Here is a 20,446-nt window from a genome sequence, read left to right as displayed (position 1 = left end):
AGATCGATACCACGATTGATGAAATCGTACTCGGCTCATGAGGCCCGACTCACCGGGTATCTGAGGACCGATGCGTTCGAGCGCTAGACCATGCTCCGCAACGAGTGGCGTCATGGCAGACGATCGTACGGTCAACATCGGGGTCAGAAGCGGACGGGTATGGGGAAACCCTCATTGCCGTCCTTAATCGACGAGACGTCCTCCGCGAGGACAGATAGCAGCGACCACTTCGATGGCTCGCCGGACTCCGCCTCGATGGGCCTGATTCGAGGATCCATGAGCAAGTCTGTCGCCCACGAGATCGGTTCGTTCGATGAAGGGCCGACACGGAGGCCATACCCAGGGATGTCGAGGTACGGCGGGTTACCGACCCAGGAGTCGACCAGCAGCCGTCACATACTCAGTTGCTGTGATGCGGCACTTGCCGGATGGCGCCGGCCACGGGTGGTTGGCGCGGGCGGTAGCCCGCAAGACCGGGCGGTAGCCCGGAGGGTGCTAATGGGCGGGTGCGCGCGTAGCTGGCGCGACGAAGGAGTGACTGCGTAGCACGCGGGGAAGGTCTTTCCCTTAAAGGGTGAGGTTGGGGTGGCGGTTTACGTCTTTGTAGAGGAGGTAGCGGAAGGGGGTGGGGCCGCCGGCGTAGCAGGCTTGGGGGCAGAAGGAGCGGAGCCAGAGGAAGTCGCCGGCTTGGACTTCTACCCAGTCCTTGTTGAGTAAGTAGACGGCTTTGCCTTCTAGGATGTAGAGGCCGTGTTCCATGACGTGGGTTTCGGGGAACGGGATGGCGCCGCCGGGTTGGAAGGTGACGATGTTGACGTGCATGTCGTGGCGGACGTCGTCGGGGTCTACGAAGCGTTGGGTTTGCCAGGCGCCGTCGGTGCCAGGCATGGGGATGCCTTCGACGTCGGTCTCGTTGGTGACAAAGGGAGTTGGTACGTCGATGCCTTCGATCTGCTCGTAGGCCTTGCGGATCAGGTGGAAGGTGCAGGTGGCGTCGGTCGTGTTGCGGACCGTCCAGTTGCCACCCGGCGGTAGGTAGGCGTAGCCGCCTGGCGACAACGCATGTTCGACACCGGAGACGGTCAAAACAATATTGCCGTCGACAACGAAGATGACGGCTTCGGCGGCGGGGTCGGTGTCGGGTTTGGTGCTGCCGCCGCCGGGGGCTACTTCGACGATGTACTGCGAGAAGGTCTCGGCGAAGCCGGAGAGTGGGCGGGCGATGACCCAGAGGCGGGTGTCGTCCCAGAACGGGAGGCGGCTGGTGACGATGTCGCGCATGGTGCCGCGAGGTAGGACCGCGTAGGCCTCGGTGAAGACTGCCCGGTCCGTGGTGAGGTCGGTCTGGCCGGGCAGGCCGCCCTTGGGGGCGTAGTAGTTCATCGGGGTTCTCCTCGGGTCAGCAGGCGGCCGGACGGATCGGAATCGATCGGTACGCCGCGAAGCCAGGTGCCGCGGACGACGCCGTACAGGGTGCGGCCGTCGTACGGCGTGATGGCGTTCTTGTGGTGGAGTTCGTCAGCGTGGACGACGAAGGTCTGGTCGGGTGCGAGGACGCAGAGGTCCGCGTCGGCGCCGACCTCGATCCGGCCCTTCGCGGTCAGACCGGTCTGGACGGCGGGTGCGGTCGACATCCAGCCGACGACGTCGGCGAGGGTGAATCCGCGGCGGCGGGCCTCGGTCCAGACTGCCGGGAGGCCGACTTGGAGGGATGCGATGCCGCCCCACGCCGTACCGAAGTCGCCGGTGTCGAGGTGCTTGAGGTCGATCGTCGACGGCGAGTGGTCGGAGACGACGAGGTCGATCGTGCCGGCGCGCAGGCCGGCCCACAGTTGGTCGCGGTTCGACGCCTCGCGGATCGGCGGGCAGCACTTGTACTGCGTGGCGCCGTCGGGGATCTCCTCGGCGGCGAAGGTCAGGTAGTGCGGGCAGGTCTCCGCGGTGATCCGGACGCCGTCGGCCTTCGCGGCCGCGATCAGCGGCAGGACCTCAGCGCTGGAGACGTGCAGGATGTGGACGCGGCAGCCGGTCCGCTTGGCGAGATCGATGACCTGGGCAACGGCTTGGTTCTCGGCAGCGCGCGGGCGTGAGCCCAGGAAGTCCCGGTACGACGCGCCGCGCGGCGGCGGGGCGTGGTCGATGCTGTGGGCATCTTCCGCATGCACGATCAGCAGACCGTCGAACGAACTGAGCTCGACCATCGCCTGTTCCAGCTGAGCCGAGTCGAGCGGCGGAAACTCGTCAACCCCGGAGTGCAGCAGGAAGCACTTGAACCCGAAGACACCGGCCTCGTGCAGCGGCTTAAGCTCCGCCAGATTGCCCGGGATCGCGCCACCCCAGAAGCCGATGTCGACGAACGCCTGTGGTGCTGCGGTCTCCCGCTTCAACGTCAACGCCGGTACGTCGCAGGTCGGCGGAAGGCTGTTCAGCGGCATGTCGATGATCGTGGTGACACCACCGGCGGCCGCGGCTCGGGTCGCGGAGGTGAACCCCTCCCACGCCGTCCGGCCCGGATCGTTCACGTGAACATGTGAATCGACGAGCCCGGGTAACAGCACCTCGTCATCCGCGAGCCGAACCTCCGCCGCAGCCACCAGCTCCGCGTCGTACGGCGCGATGGCAACGATCCGGCCGTCGCTGATCCCGATCGAACCCGCCTGCTCGCCCGTGGCCCGCACCACTCGCCGAGCCCGGATCACCAGATCCAATCCAGTCACGCGCTGCCCTCCCCGGTTTTCGCCATCGTAAGGTGCTCGGTTGCGATCCGCTCGGCAAGTTTCTCCAGCAGCGGAATCGGTTCCGCGATGCAACGCGCAACATTCGGCTCAAGATCGGTCAATGCGTACGCCGCTTGTACGCCGATCGTGGTCAGTTGGTCGGGGCGCAGTTTGTTGACGCCGCAGACCGCTACGACCGGTACGTCGGAGGCTGCCGCGACGCCGGCGACCGCCTTGCCGTGCAGGGTCTGTTCGTCGAGGGCGCCTTCACCGGTGATGACCAGGTCTGCACCGGTGAGCTGGTTGCGGAATCCGACCAGCTCCAGCATGAGGTCGATGCCTGGGCGCAGTTCGGCGTTCAGTAGGGCCAGCGCGGCGAAGCCGACGCCGCCGGCCGCTCCCGCGCCCGGCTCGTCGCGGAGGTCGCGATACGTGGCTGCGGCGACGTGGCCGGCCCAGTCGGTGAGTCTGGCGTCCAGGATGGCCACCTCTGCTGGGGACGCGCCCTTCTGCGGGCCGTAGACGGCTGCCGCGCCCCGTAGTCCGGTGAGCGGGTTGTCCACGTCGCACGCCACCATCACCTGTACGCCGTCAAGGCGGGCCCGCAGCGCGGCGAGGTCGAGCGCCCAACCAGGTGAGATGGCGGAGGGCTGTGCGGTGGCGGAGGGCTGTGCGCTGGCGAAGGCGGAGGGCGGTCCGCTGGCGAAGGCGGAGGGCTGTGCGGCGGCGGAGGCGGGAGTCGAGAGGGCTTGGAGCATGCCGATTCCGCCGTCGGTGGAGGCGCTGCCGCCTATGCCGAGGATGACTCGGGTGCAGCCGGCGCCGAGGGCTGCGGCTATTAGTTCGCCGCAGCCGAAGGAGGAGGCGGTTAGTGGGGCGAAGCCGTCGGGTAGGCGGACTAGGCCGCAGACGTCTGCTAGCTCGATGACTGCGGCGCTGCCGCGGCGGGCGTAGCCGGAGTGGACTGGCAAGCCGGTGGGGCCGGAGGCGACTACTGGGACCAGGGTGTAGCCGGCCGCGACGGCTGCGGCCAGGGTGCCGTCGCCGCCGTCAGCCACCGGTACGGCGACCACGGTCGCGCCGGGGTGGACTCGCCGTACCCCGGCTCCGACCGCAGCGGCCACTTGAGCGCTTGTCAGGCTGCCCTTGAACTTGTCGGAGGCGATGACTACCCGCACCATCAGTCGAGCAAGGCGAGGGCGGTCGGCGCGTCCGACGGGTCGACGGCCAGGTCCTCGAACTCGATGATGTTGTCGATCTCGAGGCCCATGGAGACGTTGGTGACGCGTTCCAGGATGACCTCGACGACGATCGGGACCTGGTGTTCGACCATCAGCTTCTTCGCCTGCTCCAAAGCAGGGAGAATGTCGTCGGGTTCGACGACCCGCAAGGCCTTGCAGCCCAGGCCTTCGGCCACCTTGAGATGGTCGACACCGTAGCCCTGAACCTCTGGACTGTTGATGTTCTCGAACGAGAGTTGAACACAGTAGTCCATGTTGAATCCACGTTGAGCCTGTCGAATCAACCCTAGATAAGAGTTGTTCACGACGATATGGATGTACGGGATGTTGAACTGCGCCCCGACCGCCAACTCCTCGATGAGGAACTGGAAGTCGTAGTCGCCGGAGAGCGCGACCACTGTGGCCGATGGGTCCGCGACAGCGACCCCGAGCGCGGCCGGGAGGGTCCAGCCGAGGGGGCCGGCTTGGCCGGCGTTGATCCAGTGGCGGGGGCGGTAGACGTGCAGCATTTGGGCGGCCTGGATTTGAGACAGGCCGATCGTTGACACGTAACGCGTGTCCGGGCCGAACGCGCGGTTCATTTCCTCGTAGACGCGCTGCGGTTTGATCGGTACGGCGTCGAAGTGCGTGCGGCGCTGCATGGTTGTACGGCGCTCGCGGCACTCTGCGGCCCACGTCGTACGGTCGGGTAAGCGACCGTCCGCGGCCCACTCCCGGGCGACCTCGATGAAGACCTCCAGGGCCAAGCGCGCGTCCGAGGCGATGCCGAGTGACGGGGCGAAGACTCGGCCGATCTGCGTCGGCTCGATGTCTACATGGATGAACTGACGACCAGCGGTGTACACGTCCAGGCCGCCTGTGTGGCGGTTGGCCCAGCGGTTGCCGATGCCCAGTACGACGTCCGCCGCGAGCATGGTCGCGTTACCGTACCGGTGCGACGTCTGCAGCCCCACCATGCCCGCGCTCAACGGGTGGTCATCAGCAAGAGCGCCCCAGCCCATCAGGGTCGGTACGACGGGAATCCCGGTCAGCTCGGCGAATTCGACCAGTAGGTCGGAGGCGTCGGCGTTGATGATGCCGCCGCCGGCCACGATCAGGGGATGCGACCCGGCGGCCAGCATCGTCAGGACCTTCTCGGCCTGCAGACGAGTAGCGGCGGGGCGGGCGAGCGGCAGGGGTTCATAGGCGTCGATATCAAAGGAGATCTCAGCCAGCTGAACGTCGATCGGCAGGTCGATCAGCACCGGACCGGGACGCCCAGATCGCATCAGCTGGAAGGCCTTCTGGAAGGTACCCGGAACCTGCGCGGCCTCCATCACGGTGACTGCCCACTTGGCGACTGGCGCAGCGATCGACGAGATGTCGACGGCCTGGAAGTCTTCCTTGTGCAGCTTGGCCACGGGCGCCTGGCCAGTGATGCACAGAATCGGGATCGAGTCCGCCGACGCGGAGTAGAGACCGGTGATCATGTCGGTCCCCGCAGGTCCCGACGTACCGATGCAGACGCCAATGTTGCCGGCCCGCGCCCGGGTGTACCCCTCGGCCATGTGGGACGCGGCCTCAACGTGACGGGCCAGGACGTGCCGGATACCGCCGTGGGCGCGCATCGCGCTGTAGAACGGATTGATCGCGGCGCCCGGCAATCCGAAGGCCTGCGTCGATCCTTCTTTCTCCAGGATCAGCACGGCAGCGTCGACCGCACGCATGAGAGCCATCAGGACACCTTCCCGGACAGCCGCTCGACGCCACGCAGCAGCGCGGAGTGGTCGAGCCCACCGTCACCGTTGACCCGCGCCGACGCGACCAGTTGCGCCACCAGCGACCCGAGCGGTACGACGACGCCCGCTTCCCGAGCAGCCGCGGTCACGATGCCCATGTCCTTGTGGTGCAAGTCGATCCGGAACCCAGGTTCGAAGGAACGTGACAACATGTTCGCCCTCTTCTGCTGAAGCACGGTCGAACCAGCGAGCCCACCACCCAGAACCTCAAGAGCCGCGGCGGTATCGACGCCGTACGCCTCCAAGAAGACGACAGCCTCCGCGACCGCTTGGATGTTCGCGGCAACGATCAGCTGGTTCGCCGCCTTGACCGTCTGGCCCGAACCGCTCGGCCCAACGTGCACAATCGTCTTGCCGACGACATCGAACAGCTCCCGAGCCTCCGCAAAGTCCTCGGCCGATCCGCCGACCATGATCGACAGTACGGCGTTCTTCGCGCCCGCCTCGCCGCCGGAGACCGGTGCATCGAGCAACCGGAAGCCGAGCGCCTGGGCCTGTGCGGCGAGTTGCTGAGTGACGTCGGGACGGATGCTGGAGAAGTCGATGATCAGGGTCCCCGTCTCGGCCTCCTGAAAGACGTCTTCGAGGACGTCCTGGACGTCCGGTGAGTCGGGCACCATCACGCAGATCACGTCGGCGCCCTTGACCACATCGGCGACCGACGAGGCAGCGCGACCGCCCGCCGCAACCAGCTCCGCGGTCCGCTCCACACTGCGGTCCAGCCCAGCGACCGTGTGACCGGCCTGAGCCAGATGAACAGCCATCGGGTTGCCCATGATCCCGAGACCGATGAAGGCAATATTCGTCATTTCGTTTGTCTCCTAGGAAGATCAGCGGCGCTCGAACGGCAGCCAGCCGAAACATTCGTCAGTACTGGTGGACGGCTTGTACTCGAGCCCGACCCACCCCGTGTAGCCGTGCGCCTCGAGGGCGGTCAGCTGCTGGTCGAGCGGCAAGGTGCCGGATCCGGGCTCGCCCCGGCCCGGCGCGTCTGCGATCTGCACGTGCGCGATCCGGTTGGTGTGGTCGGCGATCACCCGCTCGACGTCGTCCCCGTTGACCGCAAGGTGATAGAGGTCCGCAAGCAGCCCAAGATTCGGTACGTCGACCCGGTCGATCACCGCCAAAGCGTCAGCAGCTGTGAGAAGTGGGTACCGATCTGCCCCACTGACCGGCTCGAGTAGCACCGTCGCACCGACACGGCCAGCAGCACGGGCGGCGATAGCGAGGTTCTCGATCGCGAGCTCGTCCTGCTCGGCAGCTGAAACGTCGTCCAGGCGGTTGCCGTAGAGCGCATTGAACCCAGCAGTCCCGAGCCGCTGACCGATCCCGACAACTACGTCGACGTTGTCGCGGAACTCGCCCGCCCGCTTCGGCCAGGACACCAGACCGCGATCACCGCCCGGCATGTCACCGGCGAAGAAGTTCAGCCCGGTCAGCTGCACCCCGGCGTCGGTGATCGCGGTGACGAACGCATCGACCTGCCGGTCCGGCGGCACCGCTTCGACGAACGGCCACCAGAACTCGACCGCTCCGAATCCGGCCTGCTTCGCCGCGGCCGGGCGCTCCAGCAGGGGCAGCTCGGTGAAGAGCAGCGAGCAGTTCACCGTGTGGCGCAGCTGATGGGCCATGGTCACTCCAGTTTCCGTATTGCGGAAGTTGAATTCTGTTCTGCGAAAGGACCATAAGTTCGCGACCAACGGCGCGTCAAGCACTCACCCGGCCTCCCACGTACGCGGGTGCGCGTTGTACGTTCCTCTAAAGGCAGAGCTGGGGGCCTGAACAGGCACAACATCAGGAGGTACGGCGTGCTGCTGTCGGAGTTGCTGGATGCGCCGGAGCTCGGACTGCGGTTGATGCATGCCGCGGGTGGCGCACTGGACCGGCATGTCGGACGACTGGTGACGACCGATCTCCTGGATCCGGGCCGCTACCTGAACGGCGGCGAAGTCGTCCTGACCGGCCTGGTTTGGCGCCGCCGACCACTCGACAGCGAGCTGTTTGTCGCATCGATGGCCGCCCGCGGCGCCAGCACGATCCTGGCCGGGCGAGCTCAACTGGGCGACGTACCGGCCGACCTGCTGGACGCGTGTCAGCGGCACGAGGTCACGTTGATCGAGGTGCCGATCGAGATCGCGTTCGCCGACATCACGGAGTACGTCGCTGCTGCCGGGTCGGCGGAGACCGGAGCCCGCCTGTCCGCGAGCCTGATCCGGCAGCGGCAGCTGCTGTCGTCGATCGCATCCGGCCGCAGTCTGGACGAGCTCGCCGCCCGGATCTCCTCCGAGATCGGGCACGACTGCCGGGTACTCACCCCGACCGGGCGCCATGTAGTCCCCGGCCCCGGCGAGCTGCCGGCCGAGGTCCTGGACACGATCACCCATCGGTTCCTTACGGCGGATCGGACTCCGGCAACAGCAACAGCGGGCGAGGCGTCGTACAGCCTGTTTCCGGTCGGTTCCGGGCTCGGCAACCGGCTGACTGCGTGGGTGCTGGTGATCGACGGCGACTACACCGCCTGGCCGCGCGATCACGTCGAAGCTGTGCACGAACTGTGCGCGATCGGCGCGCTGGATCGGGCCAGACGGGACGAAGGCCGGCGCGCGCTGCGGCCCTTGGTGGCCGATGCGCTTGCCCTCGTCGAGTCAGGCGCACCTCATGCCGAGGTCGCCGCCAGGCTGCGGCAGGCGGGCGCGTTGTCGGGTCAGCCGCTGGTTGTGGCGGTCGGTGAACTGCGGGACGACGGCCCCAGCGAGGTGGCGCTCAGCCTCTTCGAGGACGTTGCGCTGACCGTCGGGCCGGCCGTGGTCGCAGCTGCGCGGGACGGTCTGCTGGTCGGATTCCTGCCGGCCGCCCCCGGCCTCGCGGAGCAGCTGCGACGCGCCTTCGGAAGGCTCGCGCCCGGCCTGCACAGAGCCCGGCTCGCGGTCGGAGTGAGCGGCGAAACGGCCGTCGACGCGCTCGCGGGCGGGCTCGAGGAGGCCCGGTTCGCCCAGCGCGCTGCCGCGGGCAGCCGGGCCCCGGTCTCGGTCGTCACGTCCGACGAGGTCGCCTCGCACGTGCTCCTGCTCTCCACGCTGCCCGACGACGTCCGCCGTACCTACACCCAGCGCGTTCTCGGCCCGGTGCTCGAACAGGACCGCCGTACCAACGCCGATCTGCTCACCACTCTCCAGGCCTTCCTCGGCTGCGACGGTTCCTGGACCCGTACGGCGGACCTTCTGCACCTGCATGTCAACACGGTTCGGTACCGGATCGAACGCGTTGAGCAACTGACCGGGCGCGATCTGTCGACCCTCGAGAACCGGGTTGACGTGTTTCTCGCCCTGAAGTCACTCTGATTGGTGGATCCTCCAAATCCGGAGGTGAGTCGCCGGTCCATCTTCGGAGGTTCCTCGGGTGCAATCCGGGCCGCTCCGGGCCGATGCTGGCGTGCAGGTCAAACCCTGAGGAGCGATGTCCGATGAAGGCAGCCCGCACCAGCCGCCACCCTGTCGACCAGGTACTGCCTCCCGGCAAACTCGCCGTGTACGGCGCGCAACACGTGCTCGCGTTCTACGCCGGCGCCGTGATCGTGCCGATCCTGCTGGCGAACGCGATCGGGCTGAGCACCGAGCAGCTGATCCACCTGATCAACGCCGACCTCTTCACCTGCGGAATCGCGTCGATCATCCAGTCGGTCGGCTTCTGGAAGGTCGGCGTCCGGCTGCCGCTGTTGCAGGGCGTCACGTTCACGGCGGTCTCGCCGATGATCGCGATCGGCATGGCAGCGGGCGGCGGAACCAACGGTCTGCTGGTGATCTACGGCGCCGTACTGGTCGCCGGTCTGGCCACCTTCTTCATCGCGCCGTTCTTCAGCAAGCTGATCCGCTTCTTCCCGCCGGTGGTGACCGGCTCGGTGATCACGATCATCGGCCTGGCGTTGCTGCCGGTCGCGGCTGGGGACGCTGTCGGTGGCGCGGGTCCGACCGCGGCGCCGACCAGTGGGAAGAACATGGCCTACGCGCTCGGCACGCTGGCGCTGATCGTGCTCATCCAGCGGGTGTTCAAGGGCTTCATGGCGACCATCGCCGTACTGGCCGGCCTGGTGATCGGAACCCTGGTGGCCTGGGCGTTCGGGGACGCCCACTTCGGCGCGGTCGGCGACGCCGCGTGGGTCGGAGTCACCCAGCCGTTCTACTTCGGCTGGCCCAAGTTCTCAGTGGCAGCGATCATCTCGATGGTCGTGGTCATGCTGATCACCGCCGTCGAGACGACCGGCGATGTCTTCGCCACTGGCGAGATCGTCGAGAAGCGGATCGGCAAGGAGGACATCGCCAAGGCGCTCCGGGCCGACGGCCTGGCGACCACGATCGGCGGCGTCTTCAACTCGTTCCCCTACACCTGCTTCGCCGAGAACGTCGGTCTGGTCCGGCTGACCCGGATCCGCAGCCGCTGGGTGGTCGCGGCGGCCGGCGCGATCATGATCCTGCTGGGTTTGCTGCCGAAGGCCGGTGCGATCGTTGCCGGCATCCCGCACCCGGTGCTCGGCGGCGCGGCGCTGGCGATGTTCGCAACCGTTGCCGTGGTCGGCTTCCAGACCCTGGCGAAGGTCGACTTCAACGACCACCGCAACGTGGTGATCGTCGCGACCAGCGTCGGCCTGGCCATGTACGTCACCGCACAACCGCAGGTCGCCCAGGCGGTCCCGGACTGGGCCGAGATCATCTTCGGCAGCGGCATCACCCTCGGCAGCCTGACCGCGATCTTCCTGAACATCCTGTTCCACCACGTCGGCAAGGACTTCGGACCTGCCGTGGCCGGGCAGCCGGGCGACTCGATCCGGCTCGACCAGGTCAACAAGATGTCGCGTGAGGAGTTCGTCGAGACGTTCGGCGACCTCTTCCAGGGGCCGCGCTGGGCAGTCGAGCGCGCCTGGGAACTGCGCCCGTACGCCGACACTCACGCCCTCCGGAGGTCGTTCCAGGAGGCGCTGTTCTCGGGCTCGCGTGATGAGCAGCGGGCGCTGATCGAGGCGTATCCGCAGCTCGGGTCGCAGTTCGTCGCCGACGGTCTGAGCGGTCCGGCGTCCCTGAAGGACCAGTCCGACAAGGGTCTGACCTTCCTGTCCGACCCGGAGCGTGACGAACTGGCCACGATTACCGGCGCCTACCGGGAACGGTTTGGTTTCCCACTTGTGATCAGCGTCCGGGACGCCGAGTCGTACGCTCGAATTGTCGAGCAAGGCCGGATCCGGCTCGGCAACTGCGAGAACCAGGAGCACGCCGCCGCGCTGCTCGAGATCGCGAAGATCGCCGGCTACCGGTTCGACGACTACGTCTCCGAAGCCAACCCGATTCACAGTGCGAGAACCCGTTGGAGCAGCAACCGATGACCACTCTGTCCTTGACCGTCAATGGCGAGCGGACCGCGATCGGCGCCGTACCGGTGCACACCTCCGCGCTGGACTGGCTGCGTGATCGCGGCCTGACCGGCGCCAAGGAGGGGTGTGCCGAGGGCGAATGCGGTGCGTGCTCGGTGCTGGTCGCGCGGCCGGGGATCGATACGCCGACCGAGTGGACCGCGGTGAACGCGTGTCTGCTGCCGATCGCCTCGCTGGACGGGCAGGAGGTCATCACCTCCGAGGGCCTGGGTACGCCGGCCGCACTGCACCCGGTGCAGGAGGAGCTGGCGGTCCGCGGTGGTTCGCAATGCGGTTTCTGTACGCCGGGCTTCGTGTGCAGCATGGCGGCGGAGTACTACCGTCCTGGTCGGTCGGCCTGTGCTGGTGACCATGAGCACGGGGCCAACGGGTTCGATCTGCACGCGTTGAGCGGTAACCTCTGCCGGTGTACCGGGTATCGGCCGATCCGGGATGCGGCTTATGCGCTCGGGTCGCCTGCGGAGAACGACGCGTTTGGGGCGCGCGCTGCGGAACCCGCGCCCGCGGCGGTTGCCACTGGCATGCATTCCAGCGAGGGCGAGTTCATTCGGCCGACCACCCTCGACGCTGCCCTCGCGCTGCTGACGGATCGGCCGGACGCGCAGGTCGTTGCCGGGTGCACCGATACTGGGGTCCAGGTCAACATCTTCGGGTCGCGGCCGGCGCTGACGATCGCCATCGACCGGTTGGACGAGCTGCGCGAATTCAGCGTCGGCTCGGGCGAGGGTGGGTTTGGCTCGGGCGAGGTCCGGTCCGGATCGGGCGGGGACCGCGTCGCCTCGGGCGAGGTGCGGTTGGGGGCGGCGTTGACGCTGACCGAGATCGAGCGGCGGCTGGCTGGGCGTGTTCCGCTGTTGTCCGAGGTGTTCCCGCAGTTCGCGTCGCGGCTGATCCGCAACGGGGCAACGATCGGCGGCAACCTCGGCACCGGATCGCCGATCGGGGATCTCCCGCCCGCACTGGTCGCGCTGGATGCGTCCCTGGTGCTCGCATCTCGCCGCGGTGAGCGGGTCGTGCCGCTGGCCGACTACTTCACCGGGTACCGGCAGACCGTGAAGGCCGCCGACGAACTGATCCGGACGATCGTGATTCCGTTGCCGTTGGCACCGATGACGGCGTTCCACAAGATCGCCAAGCGCCGCTTCGACGACATCTCCAGTGTCGCGATCGGGTACGCGCTCGACGTGCGCGACGGGATCGTCCGGGACGCGCGGATCGGGCTCGGCGGAGTCGCGGCGACCCCGTTGCGAGCGCGGGAGACCGAGGCCGCATTGATCGGGCAGCCGTGGACCGAGACGACCGTGCGGACCGTGGCCGCGGTGATGGCGAATGAGGGTACGCCGATGGACGATCACCGGGCGAGTTCGTCGTACCGGTCGGCGATGCTCGGGCAGTCGTTGCTGCGCTTCTATTTCGGGGGTTTGGACGCATGAGCCTGTTGTCGGAGCGACCAGCCGCTGCGGTTGTCGGGGTGCCGATGCCGCATGAGAGTGCTGCGCTGCATGTGACCGGAAACGCCTTGTATACCGACGACCTGGTGCAGCGGACCCACGGCGTACTGCATGCCTGGCCGGTGCAATCGCCGTACGCGCATGCACGGATCACGGCACTCCGCGTGAAGCCGGCGTACGACGTACCGGGTGTGGTGCGGGTGTTAACGGCTGAGGATGTTCCCGGGGTGAACGATGCGGGGATCAAGCACGATGAGCCGCTGTTCCCGGGCGAGGTGATGTTCCACGGGCATGCGATTTGCTGGGTGCTGGGAGAGACACTGGAAGCCGCGCGGCTCGGTGCGTTGGCGGTGGAGGTTGAGTACGAGTCGCTGCCTTCGCTGGTGACGGTTCGCGAGGCGATCGAGGCTGAGAGCTTCCAGGGCGTCGGGCGGCACCTGGAGCGCGGCGATGTCTCGGCTGCGTTGGCCGGTGCAGCGCATGTGTTCCGGGGCGAGTTCGAGTTCGCCGGGCAGGAGCACTTCTACCTGGAGACGCACTCGGCATTGGCTTTGGTTGACGAGTATGGACAGATCTTTATCCAGTCAAGTACACAGCACCCGTCCGAGACGCAGGAGATCGTCGCGCATGTACTCGGGTTGTCTAGTCACTCGGTGACTGTGCAGTGTCTGCGGATGGGCGGCGGTTTCGGCGGCAAGGAGATGCAGCCACACGGGTTCGCCGCGATCGCCGCGCTGGGCGCGACGCTGACCGGTCGGCCGGTGCGGTTGCGCTTGAACCGGACTCAGGACATGACGATGTCGGGGAAGCGGCACGGGTTCCACAGCTCGTGGACGGTCGGGTTCGACGCCGACGGCAAACTGGTTGCCCTGGACGCGACGCTGACCGCTGACGGCGGGTGGAGTCTGGACCTGTCCGAACCTGTCCTGGCCCGGGCGATGTGCCACATCGACAACGCCTACGAGATCCCGCATGTGCGCGTGGACGGCCGGATCGCCAAGACAAACAAGACCTCCCAGACGGCCTTCCGGGGCTTCGGCGGTCCGCAAGGAATGCTGGTCATCGAAGACATCCTCGGCCGCTGCGCACCACTACTCGGGTACGACGCCCTGGAGCTCCGCCGGCGGAATTTCTACCAGCCCGGTGACTCGACGCCGTACGCGCAGCCGGTGCGGCACGCGGATCGGCTGGAGTCCTGCTGGAGTCAGGTGCTGTCCGGTGGCGAGGTCGCGACTCGCCAGGCCGAGATCGCGGCGTTCAATGCATCGCACGATCACGTCAAACGTGGACTCGCCATGACGCCGGTCAAGTTCGGCATCTCGTTCAACCTGACTGCCTTCAATCAAGCCGGCGCATTGGTCCATGTGTACAAAGATGGATCCGTATTGATCAATCACGGTGGCACCGAGATGGGTCAAGGTCTGCACACCAAGATGCTGCAGGTTGCCGCGACCGCCCTGGGGCTCCCGCTCAGCCGAGTACGACTCGCACCCACCCGCACCGACAAGGTCCCGAACACCTCAGCGACCGCAGCCTCCTCCGGCGCCGATCTCAATGGGGCCGCGGTGAAGAACGCGTGCGAGCAGATCCGGGAGCGGCTGGCACAAGTGGCCGCTGGACGACTCGGCATCAGCCCGTCCGACGTACGGTTCGCGGACGGCGTCGTACGGGGACTATCTGGAGACGGTCTGCCGTGGAACGAGCTGGTCGCTGCGGCGTACATGCAGCGCGTGCAGCTGTGGGCGGCCGGGTTCTACCGGACCGAGGGTCTGCACTGGGACGCCAACGCGATGCGTGGCGAGCCCTTCAAGTACTTCGCGTACGGCGTTGCTGCGTCCGAGGTGGAGGTCGACGGGTTCACCGGTGCGTACCGGCTGCGTCGGGTCGACATCGTGCACGACGTCGGCGACAGCCTGAGTCCGCTGATCGACATCGGGCAGATCGAGGGTGGTTTCGTTCAGGGCGCCGGCTGGTTGACGCTCGAGGACCTGCGGTGGGACGAGAGCACCGGCGAGCGGCGTGGCCGGCTGGCGACTCAGGCCGCCAGCACCTACAAGCTCCCGAGCTTCTCCGAGATGCCCGAGGTCTTCAACGTCCAGTTGCTGGAGAAGGCTCATGAGGACGGCGCTGTCTACGGTTCCAAGGCTGTCGGGGAACCGCCGCTGATGCTGGCCTTCTCGGTGCGTGAGGCGTTGCGACACGCGGCCGCTGCCTTCGGTCCCGCCGGTACCAGCGTCGACCTGCCGTCGCCTGCCACCCCCGAGGCCGTCTACTGGGCGCTGGAACGCGCCCGTGGGGGTGTCTCGTGGAGTGGGTGAAAGCGATCCAGACCTTGCGGGCCGGGCGTCGTGCCGGAGTCCTCGTCACCGTGACTGCGGTTCGCGGTCATGCGCCGCGAGAGGCCGGAGCGAAGATGGTCGTTGCCCTGGACAACGTCTGGGCGACTGTTGGCGGCGGCAACCTGGAGGCGCTGGCGATCGAGCGGGCACGAGAGATGATCACCTCGGCGGTCACCACGCCTGAGGAACTCACCGCCGCGCTATCGGACAAAGCGCCGTACCAGCATGGGGTGCAGTGTTGTGGAGGCGAGGTCACGTTGTTGCTCGAACCGTTGCCGGTGGTGCCGTCTGTCGCGATCTTCGGGGTCGGCCACGTCGGGCTCGAACTGGCGCGGATCCTTGCCCGCCACGACATCGAGCTGCACCTGGTCGACTCGCGATCCGATCAACTGACCGCGGAACGCCTCGCCGTACTGGATGACGCGATCGCTTCGGTGCACGTGCACAATGTGCCGGTCCTGCCCGAACTGGTCGTCGGCGAACTGCCCCCGGGCACGCACGCGGTGATCATGACCCACGATCACGCCGAGGACGCGGCCCTGTGTGACGCCGCGATCCGCAACGACCACCTGGCCACGATCGGCCTGATCGGTTCCCGGGCCAAGTGGGCCCGTTTCCAGCGCAAGCTCGCCGAGGACGGCAACGCCGCCGAATCCATCGCGCGCATCACCACTCCGATCGGAGTCTCCGGGATCACCGGTAAGGAGCCGGCCGTCATCGCAGTCAGCGTCGCGGCGTGGCTGCTCGAACTGTTCACCGCCGAGCGTCGCCCTGCGCCGGCTCATCGTGAGGCGAAGGCATGACGATCTTCCGTGGCACTTTCATCGACATCCCGGAGAACCCGTTCACCGGTGGTGTCCTGCGCGTCGACTCCGACGCGGGACTGCTGGTCGAGGACGGCACAATCGTTGCCCGCGGCCCCTTCCTCGACATCCGCCGGGCGCACCCGGCCGAACCGGTGGTCGACCTGACCGGCGGCGTCGTACTGCCCGGGTTCGTCGACTCGCACGTGCACTTCCCGCAGATCCGCGCCGTCGGCGGTCTCGGCCTGCCGCTGCTCGAGTGGCTGGACAAGTACGCGCTCCCCGAAGAAGCCCGGATGGCCGACGCTATCTATGCCGCCGGAGTCGCGAAGGAGTTTGTGCGTGGCCTGGCCGCGGCCGGTACGACGTCCGCCCTCGTCTTCGGTGCGCACTACAGCGACGCGATGGACGCCCTGTTCGGCGCCGCCTCCGAGGTCGGCCTCCGAATCACCAGCGGCCTCGTCCTCAGCGACCGCCTACTGCGCCCCGACCTGCTCACCACGCCCGTTCGCGCGTACGCCGAATCACTCGCGCTAGCCAACCGCTGGCACGGCACCGGCCGCAACCGGTACGCCGTCACACCACGGTTCTCGTTGTCATGCACCGACGAACTACTCGCCACCTGCGGCGAACTCATGGAAGCGATTCCCGGTGCCCTCTTCACCTCCCACGTGAACGAGAACAAGGCCGAGATCGCCACCGTCGCCGACTTGTTCGGCGGCAGCGACTACGTGACGACGTACGAGCGGCACGGTCTGGTCGACCGCCGTACCGTGCTCGCCCATAACGTCCACCCCACCGACGTCGAGCTCAAGCTCCTAGGCGTCAACGGCGCCAGCGTCGCCCACTGCCCCACCAGCAACGCAGCCCTAGGCAGCGGCCTGTTCCCCCTGCACCGCCACCTCCAGTACGGCGTCCGCGTAGCCCTAGGCTCGGACGTCGGCGCCGGCGCCGGCTTCTCCCTTCTCAAAGAAGGCCTCCAGGCCTACTTCTGCCAGCAACTCCTGGCCGACCAGGGCCGCCCGCTCACTGGCACCCACCTGCTCTACCTCGCCACCACCGCCGGCGCCGAAGCCCTCAATCTCCCCCAAGTAGGCCACCTCAGCCCCGGCCAAGCCTTCGACGCCCAACTAATCCGCCCCGCCGAAGACTCCCCCCTGGCCATCGGCATCAACCACGCCGAAGACTACGAAGAAGCAGTAGCCCGAATCTTCACCCTCGGCACCACCACCGACGTACAAGCCGTCTGGATCAACGGCGATCTGCTCAGCTGAGCGGAGCTCCCAGGGCGCCGCGGTCGTAGTGGGCCTGAATCTGCGCCGCGGTGAGCGGGACGCCGTACATGGCGACCTCGTCGATCCAGCCGTTCAGCCGGAAGGCTGCGTCGTCGCCGCGGGCGCCGATTCGGAGCGGGGCGTCGCCGACGGTCGGCATGCCGCCGGCCGGCGTGCGGAACTCGAGCTTGCCGTCGACGTAGATATCCATCCAGGACCGGTCGTAGGCGACCGCGACGTGATGCCACTGGCCTGGTTGTACGGTGGTGCGGCCGGTGATCCGGCTGACGACACCGTTCGGGCCGATCAGTTCCAGCTGGACGACGTTGCGATCGACCAGCCGCAGCGCGAACCCGTTCGACGCCGGCTTGGTGTACTTCTCCAGAATGCCTTGCTGGTAGGCGGAAGTGATCTTGATCCACGCCTCGAAGGTGCACGGGCCGCTCGGTGTCACCGCCAGTGCGTGCGGGGTGTCCACATACCCGCCGTTCAGCCGGACGGACCCGTTGCCGTCGCCGGCGATCGCTCCCGGTTGCCCGAGCTGCACCTGATCCCGCGCGGTCGCGACGGTGTTGTACGGCGAGCTGTCGGCGAACGTCGTCCCACTGGTCTCGCCGAACCGCCAGTAGGCCGTCGCGCCGTCCTGTTTGACCAGGTCCGGGTATGCCGTCGCCGACGGTTGTGCGACCCGGATCGTCCATTCCGTGGTGGTCGCCGTACCGCTCGTGGGGGTGGCAACGAACTTCAGCTTGTACTCCCCTGGCGGGGCGCTGAGCGGTACCGAAAGATTAACCGGGACTTTGCCCCAGGCAATCTTTCCGTTGCTCGCGATGTCGAAGGGCACCGGCTGCGGCGCCGTCCAGCCGTTCGGCAGCGTGACCGACACATTCCGGGCACCCGCTCGGCGCCGAGCACCTCGACCGTCGGTGTCAGAGCGATGGATTGGCCAGGCTTGAACACCGCCCGCTGGGCCGGAGCCGATTGGCCCGCGATCACGGTCACCTCGGCCTGGTCCACCCGCGGCACGGGAACGGTCCGGTAGTTCGCCCGCACGGTCGTCTCCTGGGTGATCGGACCCAGATCGATCACCTCGCCACTGGCCGGCTTGGTCGTACCGTTCACCTCCACCGAGGTCAGCTGATAGCCGGCCGGCGGCCGCAGGCCCAGCTTCACGCTCTGTGGCGCGGTCCGGGTCGGCGGCGTGATCGTCGCGTCGATGACGCCCACGGCCAGCTTCGACTGGATCTCGAACGACACCGGACCGAACTTCGTCGGAAGCTTGTAGGCCGCGATCCGCTTGGTGTTGTCGGCCAGCCACCGCCGCGGCGCCGCCGGGGTGATCCACAGGTTCGCGGGCGAGCCGTCCGCGGCGGTCTCCTCACGGACCAGGGTGCCCCGGATCGCTTCCAGGTACGTCGCGTTGTTCGCGGACAGCGGCGGGTAGAACTGGGTCCGGTAGTACTCGCCGAGCTCGGGGCACGGCGAGACGGTCGCGCCCTCGCCGCCGATGAAGGTCTTCGGCGTCAGGTCGTGCGCGAGCTTGCCGTACAGGTTCAGTGTCAACCGGTCCGCTTCGTCGTTGTCGGACAGGAACTTCACCCGCGAATAGCCGTACTGCTCGTCGACCCCGGACGACTTGTACCCGGGCGCACTGATCCCGAAGTGACCGTCACCCGCCCAGCAGACACCTGGGTCGATGCCGACCATGTTGAACCGGGTCAGTCCGAGGATCATCCCGCCGTGCTTCTCCAGGTACTTCAGCAGACCCTTCGCCTCGGCGCTGCCCGGTGCGAACAGTCCGGTCGCGGCGAAGTACGGGATCGTCAGGTTCCAGTAGCTACCGTCCTTGGTGGCCGAGATCTGGTCGTAGGCCGCGGGGGCGGTTGCGTCCAGCAACGAGATCGGCACGTACAAGGAGCCATCCGCCAACCAGGACTGGGATCGGGTGATGGCCGAGCGCAAGGCGGTCTCGAAATCCTTGGCCTCGTTGGTGAACCGCGCACCATCTGCTGCCCGGCCTGCCTTCGTCAGGGCACGGCCGAGATCGCGCATGCCCTTCCAGGCCTCGGACTGGTGATGTATGCCGTACACCGGTTGCGGGATGTCCGAGCCGTACCGCGCCTTGGCGATCAGCCCGTTCGGATCCGCGTCCCGCTCACCGGCCAACCGGTTGAGGTAGCCGTTGAAGGTCCCGAGGTTGTCGGTCAGGTACGACGCGTCGCCGGTGAGCTCGTAGTACGACGCGGCGCTCTGCATCTTGATGCCCATCTCCCAGCCGGGGAAGAAACTGTCGCCCTGACCGCGGCGCAGGATCTCCTGCAGGTGTTTCCGGTACGCCGCCTGCTGGCCGAACTCGCCGAGAACCTGCACCGACGCCGACACCTCGGGCACGAACGCCGACGTGTCGTCCTTGAACTCGTATCCGTTGCCGACGCTCTGCTGCCAACCCATCACCAGGTTCTGGATCAGCAGGTTCTTCATCGCGTCGGAGGCGTAGTACTCAGGAATCTCCACGTGCGCACCGGCGGACAGCAGCTTGCTCCAGTAGTCCACGACGCCCGTGCTGGCCTGGCGGTAGCTGGTGGAGTCCACTGTGGTCGAGTCGATAGCGGACGGTGCGTTGGGGACCATCAGGTAGACCGATGAGCCGTCCGGCGTGGCGTCGACCGGAAGCGTCAGCTCCGAGCCGGACCAGGTCGCCGTACCGGACCAGGCGATGTGCGTACCGCTGCTGCTGACCAACTGCCGGCCGCTCACCGTCGCTCCGCCGACCCCGTCACCGACGAGCCGGACCTTCAGGGTCGTGGTGGCGTCGCCGTACGCGGTGAACTTGACCCAGCTGACGAGATTTCCGTTGACTCGGCTGACGAACGACTCCCGATCCCACTTCGTGCCGGAGTCGTCGGTGTAGCTGTTCTGCAGGAGCGGCAACCAGCCGGCCAGCGACGGTGTCGCGAGGGACGCGGTCCGCGAGCCGTAGATCTCGTCGTCGACCAGGAAGGTCGCGGTCCGGCGTGGGCGATGGGCGTCCTGTTCGGCCCAGTTGCTGATCAGCTGGCTGCCGTCGATCACGTGCAGCGAGAACGGCCGGTTGATCCCCCATTGGTTCGGCTCCGGCGCCGGGTACGTCTGCGGCAGGTAGGCCCACGACGAGTCGGTCAGGAAGTTGTTCGCCTGGTAGGCAGGCAGCAGCAACGACTGCAGGCTCTCGTACGTCGGTCCGTCCGGCTGCTTGATCAGCTTCTCGCCCCAGTGGTCGTCGCGCTGCCGCAACGTCTCGTTCACCCGGTCGGCGTAGTCGCTGGACGGCGCTGCGGCTGTCCCCATCGTGGGCGGATCGGCGTCGGCTCGAGGGGCGGTCAGCAACGGCACGGCCAGCAGCAAGCTCGCCGCAGCCACAACAGCTCTGCGCATGGTGGTC

Annotated in this window: 14 protein-coding genes; 6 read left to right on the top strand and 8 right to left on the bottom strand. The window is 67.3% G+C overall.

Annotated elements, in window-relative coordinates; all coding sequences use genetic code 11:
- Positions 1-567: 567 nt before the first annotated feature.
- The 6 genes from ACFTSF_RS06485 to ACFTSF_RS06460 are packed head-to-tail and all read right to left on the bottom strand — an operon-like array spanning position 568 to position 7,367.
- Positions 568-1,383 carry a bifunctional allantoicase/(S)-ureidoglycine aminohydrolase gene (locus ACFTSF_RS06485; protein WP_380152814.1) on the bottom strand — a complete coding sequence of 272 codons (816 nt, stop codon included), beginning with the start codon at positions 1,381-1,383 and terminating at the stop codon, positions 568-570.
- Complete coding sequence (gene allB / locus ACFTSF_RS06480; protein ID WP_380152813.1) at positions 1,380-2,717, bottom strand: allantoinase AllB; 1,338 nt, start codon at positions 2,715-2,717, stop codon at positions 1,380-1,382. The genes ACFTSF_RS06485 and allB overlap by 4 nt, the downstream gene beginning before the upstream one ends.
- Positions 2,714-3,898, bottom strand: coding sequence for a glycerate kinase (locus ACFTSF_RS06475; RefSeq protein WP_380152812.1), 1,185 nt, complete (start codon positions 3,896-3,898; stop codon positions 2,714-2,716). Before ACFTSF_RS06475 ends, allB begins: the two co-directional genes overlap by 4 nt.
- Positions 3,898-5,673: a glyoxylate carboligase gene (gene gcl, locus ACFTSF_RS06470; protein ID WP_380152811.1), complete on the bottom strand. Its 1,776-nt coding sequence runs from the start codon at positions 5,671-5,673 to the stop codon at positions 3,898-3,900. Before gcl ends, ACFTSF_RS06475 begins: the two co-directional genes overlap by 1 nt.
- A complete protein-coding gene (locus ACFTSF_RS06465; protein ID WP_380152810.1) occupies positions 5,673-6,545 on the bottom strand; it encodes a 2-hydroxy-3-oxopropionate reductase in 873 nt (290 codons plus the stop codon). Before ACFTSF_RS06465 ends, gcl begins: the two co-directional genes overlap by 1 nt.
- A 21-nt stretch (positions 6,546-6,566) precedes the next feature.
- Complete coding sequence (locus ACFTSF_RS06460; RefSeq protein ID WP_380152809.1) at positions 6,567-7,367, bottom strand: hydroxypyruvate isomerase family protein; 801 nt, start codon at positions 7,365-7,367, stop codon at positions 6,567-6,569.
- Positions 7,368-7,544: 177 nt separating this feature from the next.
- Between ACFTSF_RS06460 and ACFTSF_RS06455 the strand changes: the two genes are divergently transcribed.
- The 6 genes from ACFTSF_RS06455 to guaD all read left to right on the top strand — a co-directional run bounded on the left by ACFTSF_RS06455 (position 7,545) and on the right by guaD (position 17,025).
- Complete coding sequence (locus ACFTSF_RS06455) at positions 7,545-9,077, top strand: PucR family transcriptional regulator (protein WP_380152808.1); 1,533 nt, start codon at positions 7,545-7,547, stop codon at positions 9,075-9,077.
- A 122-nt stretch (positions 9,078-9,199) separates the two neighbouring features.
- On the top strand, positions 9,200-11,110 hold the full coding sequence (gene uraD / locus ACFTSF_RS06450; protein WP_380152807.1) for a 2-oxo-4-hydroxy-4-carboxy-5-ureidoimidazoline decarboxylase: 1,911 nt from the start codon (positions 9,200-9,202) through the stop codon (positions 11,108-11,110).
- Positions 11,107-12,591 (top strand): xanthine dehydrogenase small subunit, encoded by a 1,485-nt coding sequence (locus ACFTSF_RS06445; RefSeq protein WP_380152806.1) that lies wholly within the window; start codon positions 11,107-11,109, stop codon positions 12,589-12,591. Before uraD ends, ACFTSF_RS06445 begins: the two co-directional genes overlap by 4 nt.
- A complete protein-coding gene (xdhB, locus tag ACFTSF_RS06440; RefSeq protein ID WP_380152805.1) occupies positions 12,588-14,927 on the top strand; it encodes a xanthine dehydrogenase molybdopterin binding subunit in 2,340 nt (779 codons plus the stop codon). Before ACFTSF_RS06445 ends, xdhB begins: the two co-directional genes overlap by 4 nt.
- Positions 14,915-15,751, top strand: a complete 837-nt coding sequence (gene xdhC / locus ACFTSF_RS06435; protein WP_344156018.1) for a xanthine dehydrogenase accessory protein XdhC — start codon at positions 14,915-14,917, stop codon at positions 15,749-15,751. Before xdhB ends, xdhC begins: the two co-directional genes overlap by 13 nt.
- Positions 15,748-17,025 carry a guanine deaminase gene (gene guaD, locus ACFTSF_RS06430; RefSeq protein WP_380152804.1) on the top strand — a complete coding sequence of 426 codons (1,278 nt, stop codon included), beginning with the start codon at positions 15,748-15,750 and terminating at the stop codon, positions 17,023-17,025. The genes xdhC and guaD overlap by 4 nt, the downstream gene beginning before the upstream one ends.
- Here the strand turns inward: guaD and ACFTSF_RS06425 are convergent.
- The gene (locus ACFTSF_RS06425; RefSeq protein ID WP_380152803.1) at positions 17,018-17,869 is read right to left on the bottom strand and encodes a LamG domain-containing protein; all 852 of its coding nucleotides are present in this window, start codon (positions 17,867-17,869) and stop codon (positions 17,018-17,020) included. The two genes, guaD and ACFTSF_RS06425, sit on opposite strands and share 8 nt — an antisense overlap.
- The gene (locus ACFTSF_RS06420) at positions 17,770-20,439 is read right to left on the bottom strand and encodes a hypothetical protein (RefSeq protein ID WP_380152802.1); all 2,670 of its coding nucleotides are present in this window, start codon (positions 20,437-20,439) and stop codon (positions 17,770-17,772) included. Before ACFTSF_RS06420 ends, ACFTSF_RS06425 begins: the two co-directional genes overlap by 100 nt.
- Between the last annotated feature and the right edge of the window lie 7 nt (positions 20,440-20,446).

The organism is Kribbella sp. NPDC056951 (assembly GCF_042674205.1).
In the GTDB taxonomy this organism is placed as follows: Bacteria; Actinomycetota; Actinomycetes; order Propionibacteriales; family Kribbellaceae; genus Kribbella; species Kribbella yunnanensis.
Note: the sequence above shows the minus strand (reverse complement) of the source record. Positions and strands in the feature narration are given on the sequence as shown.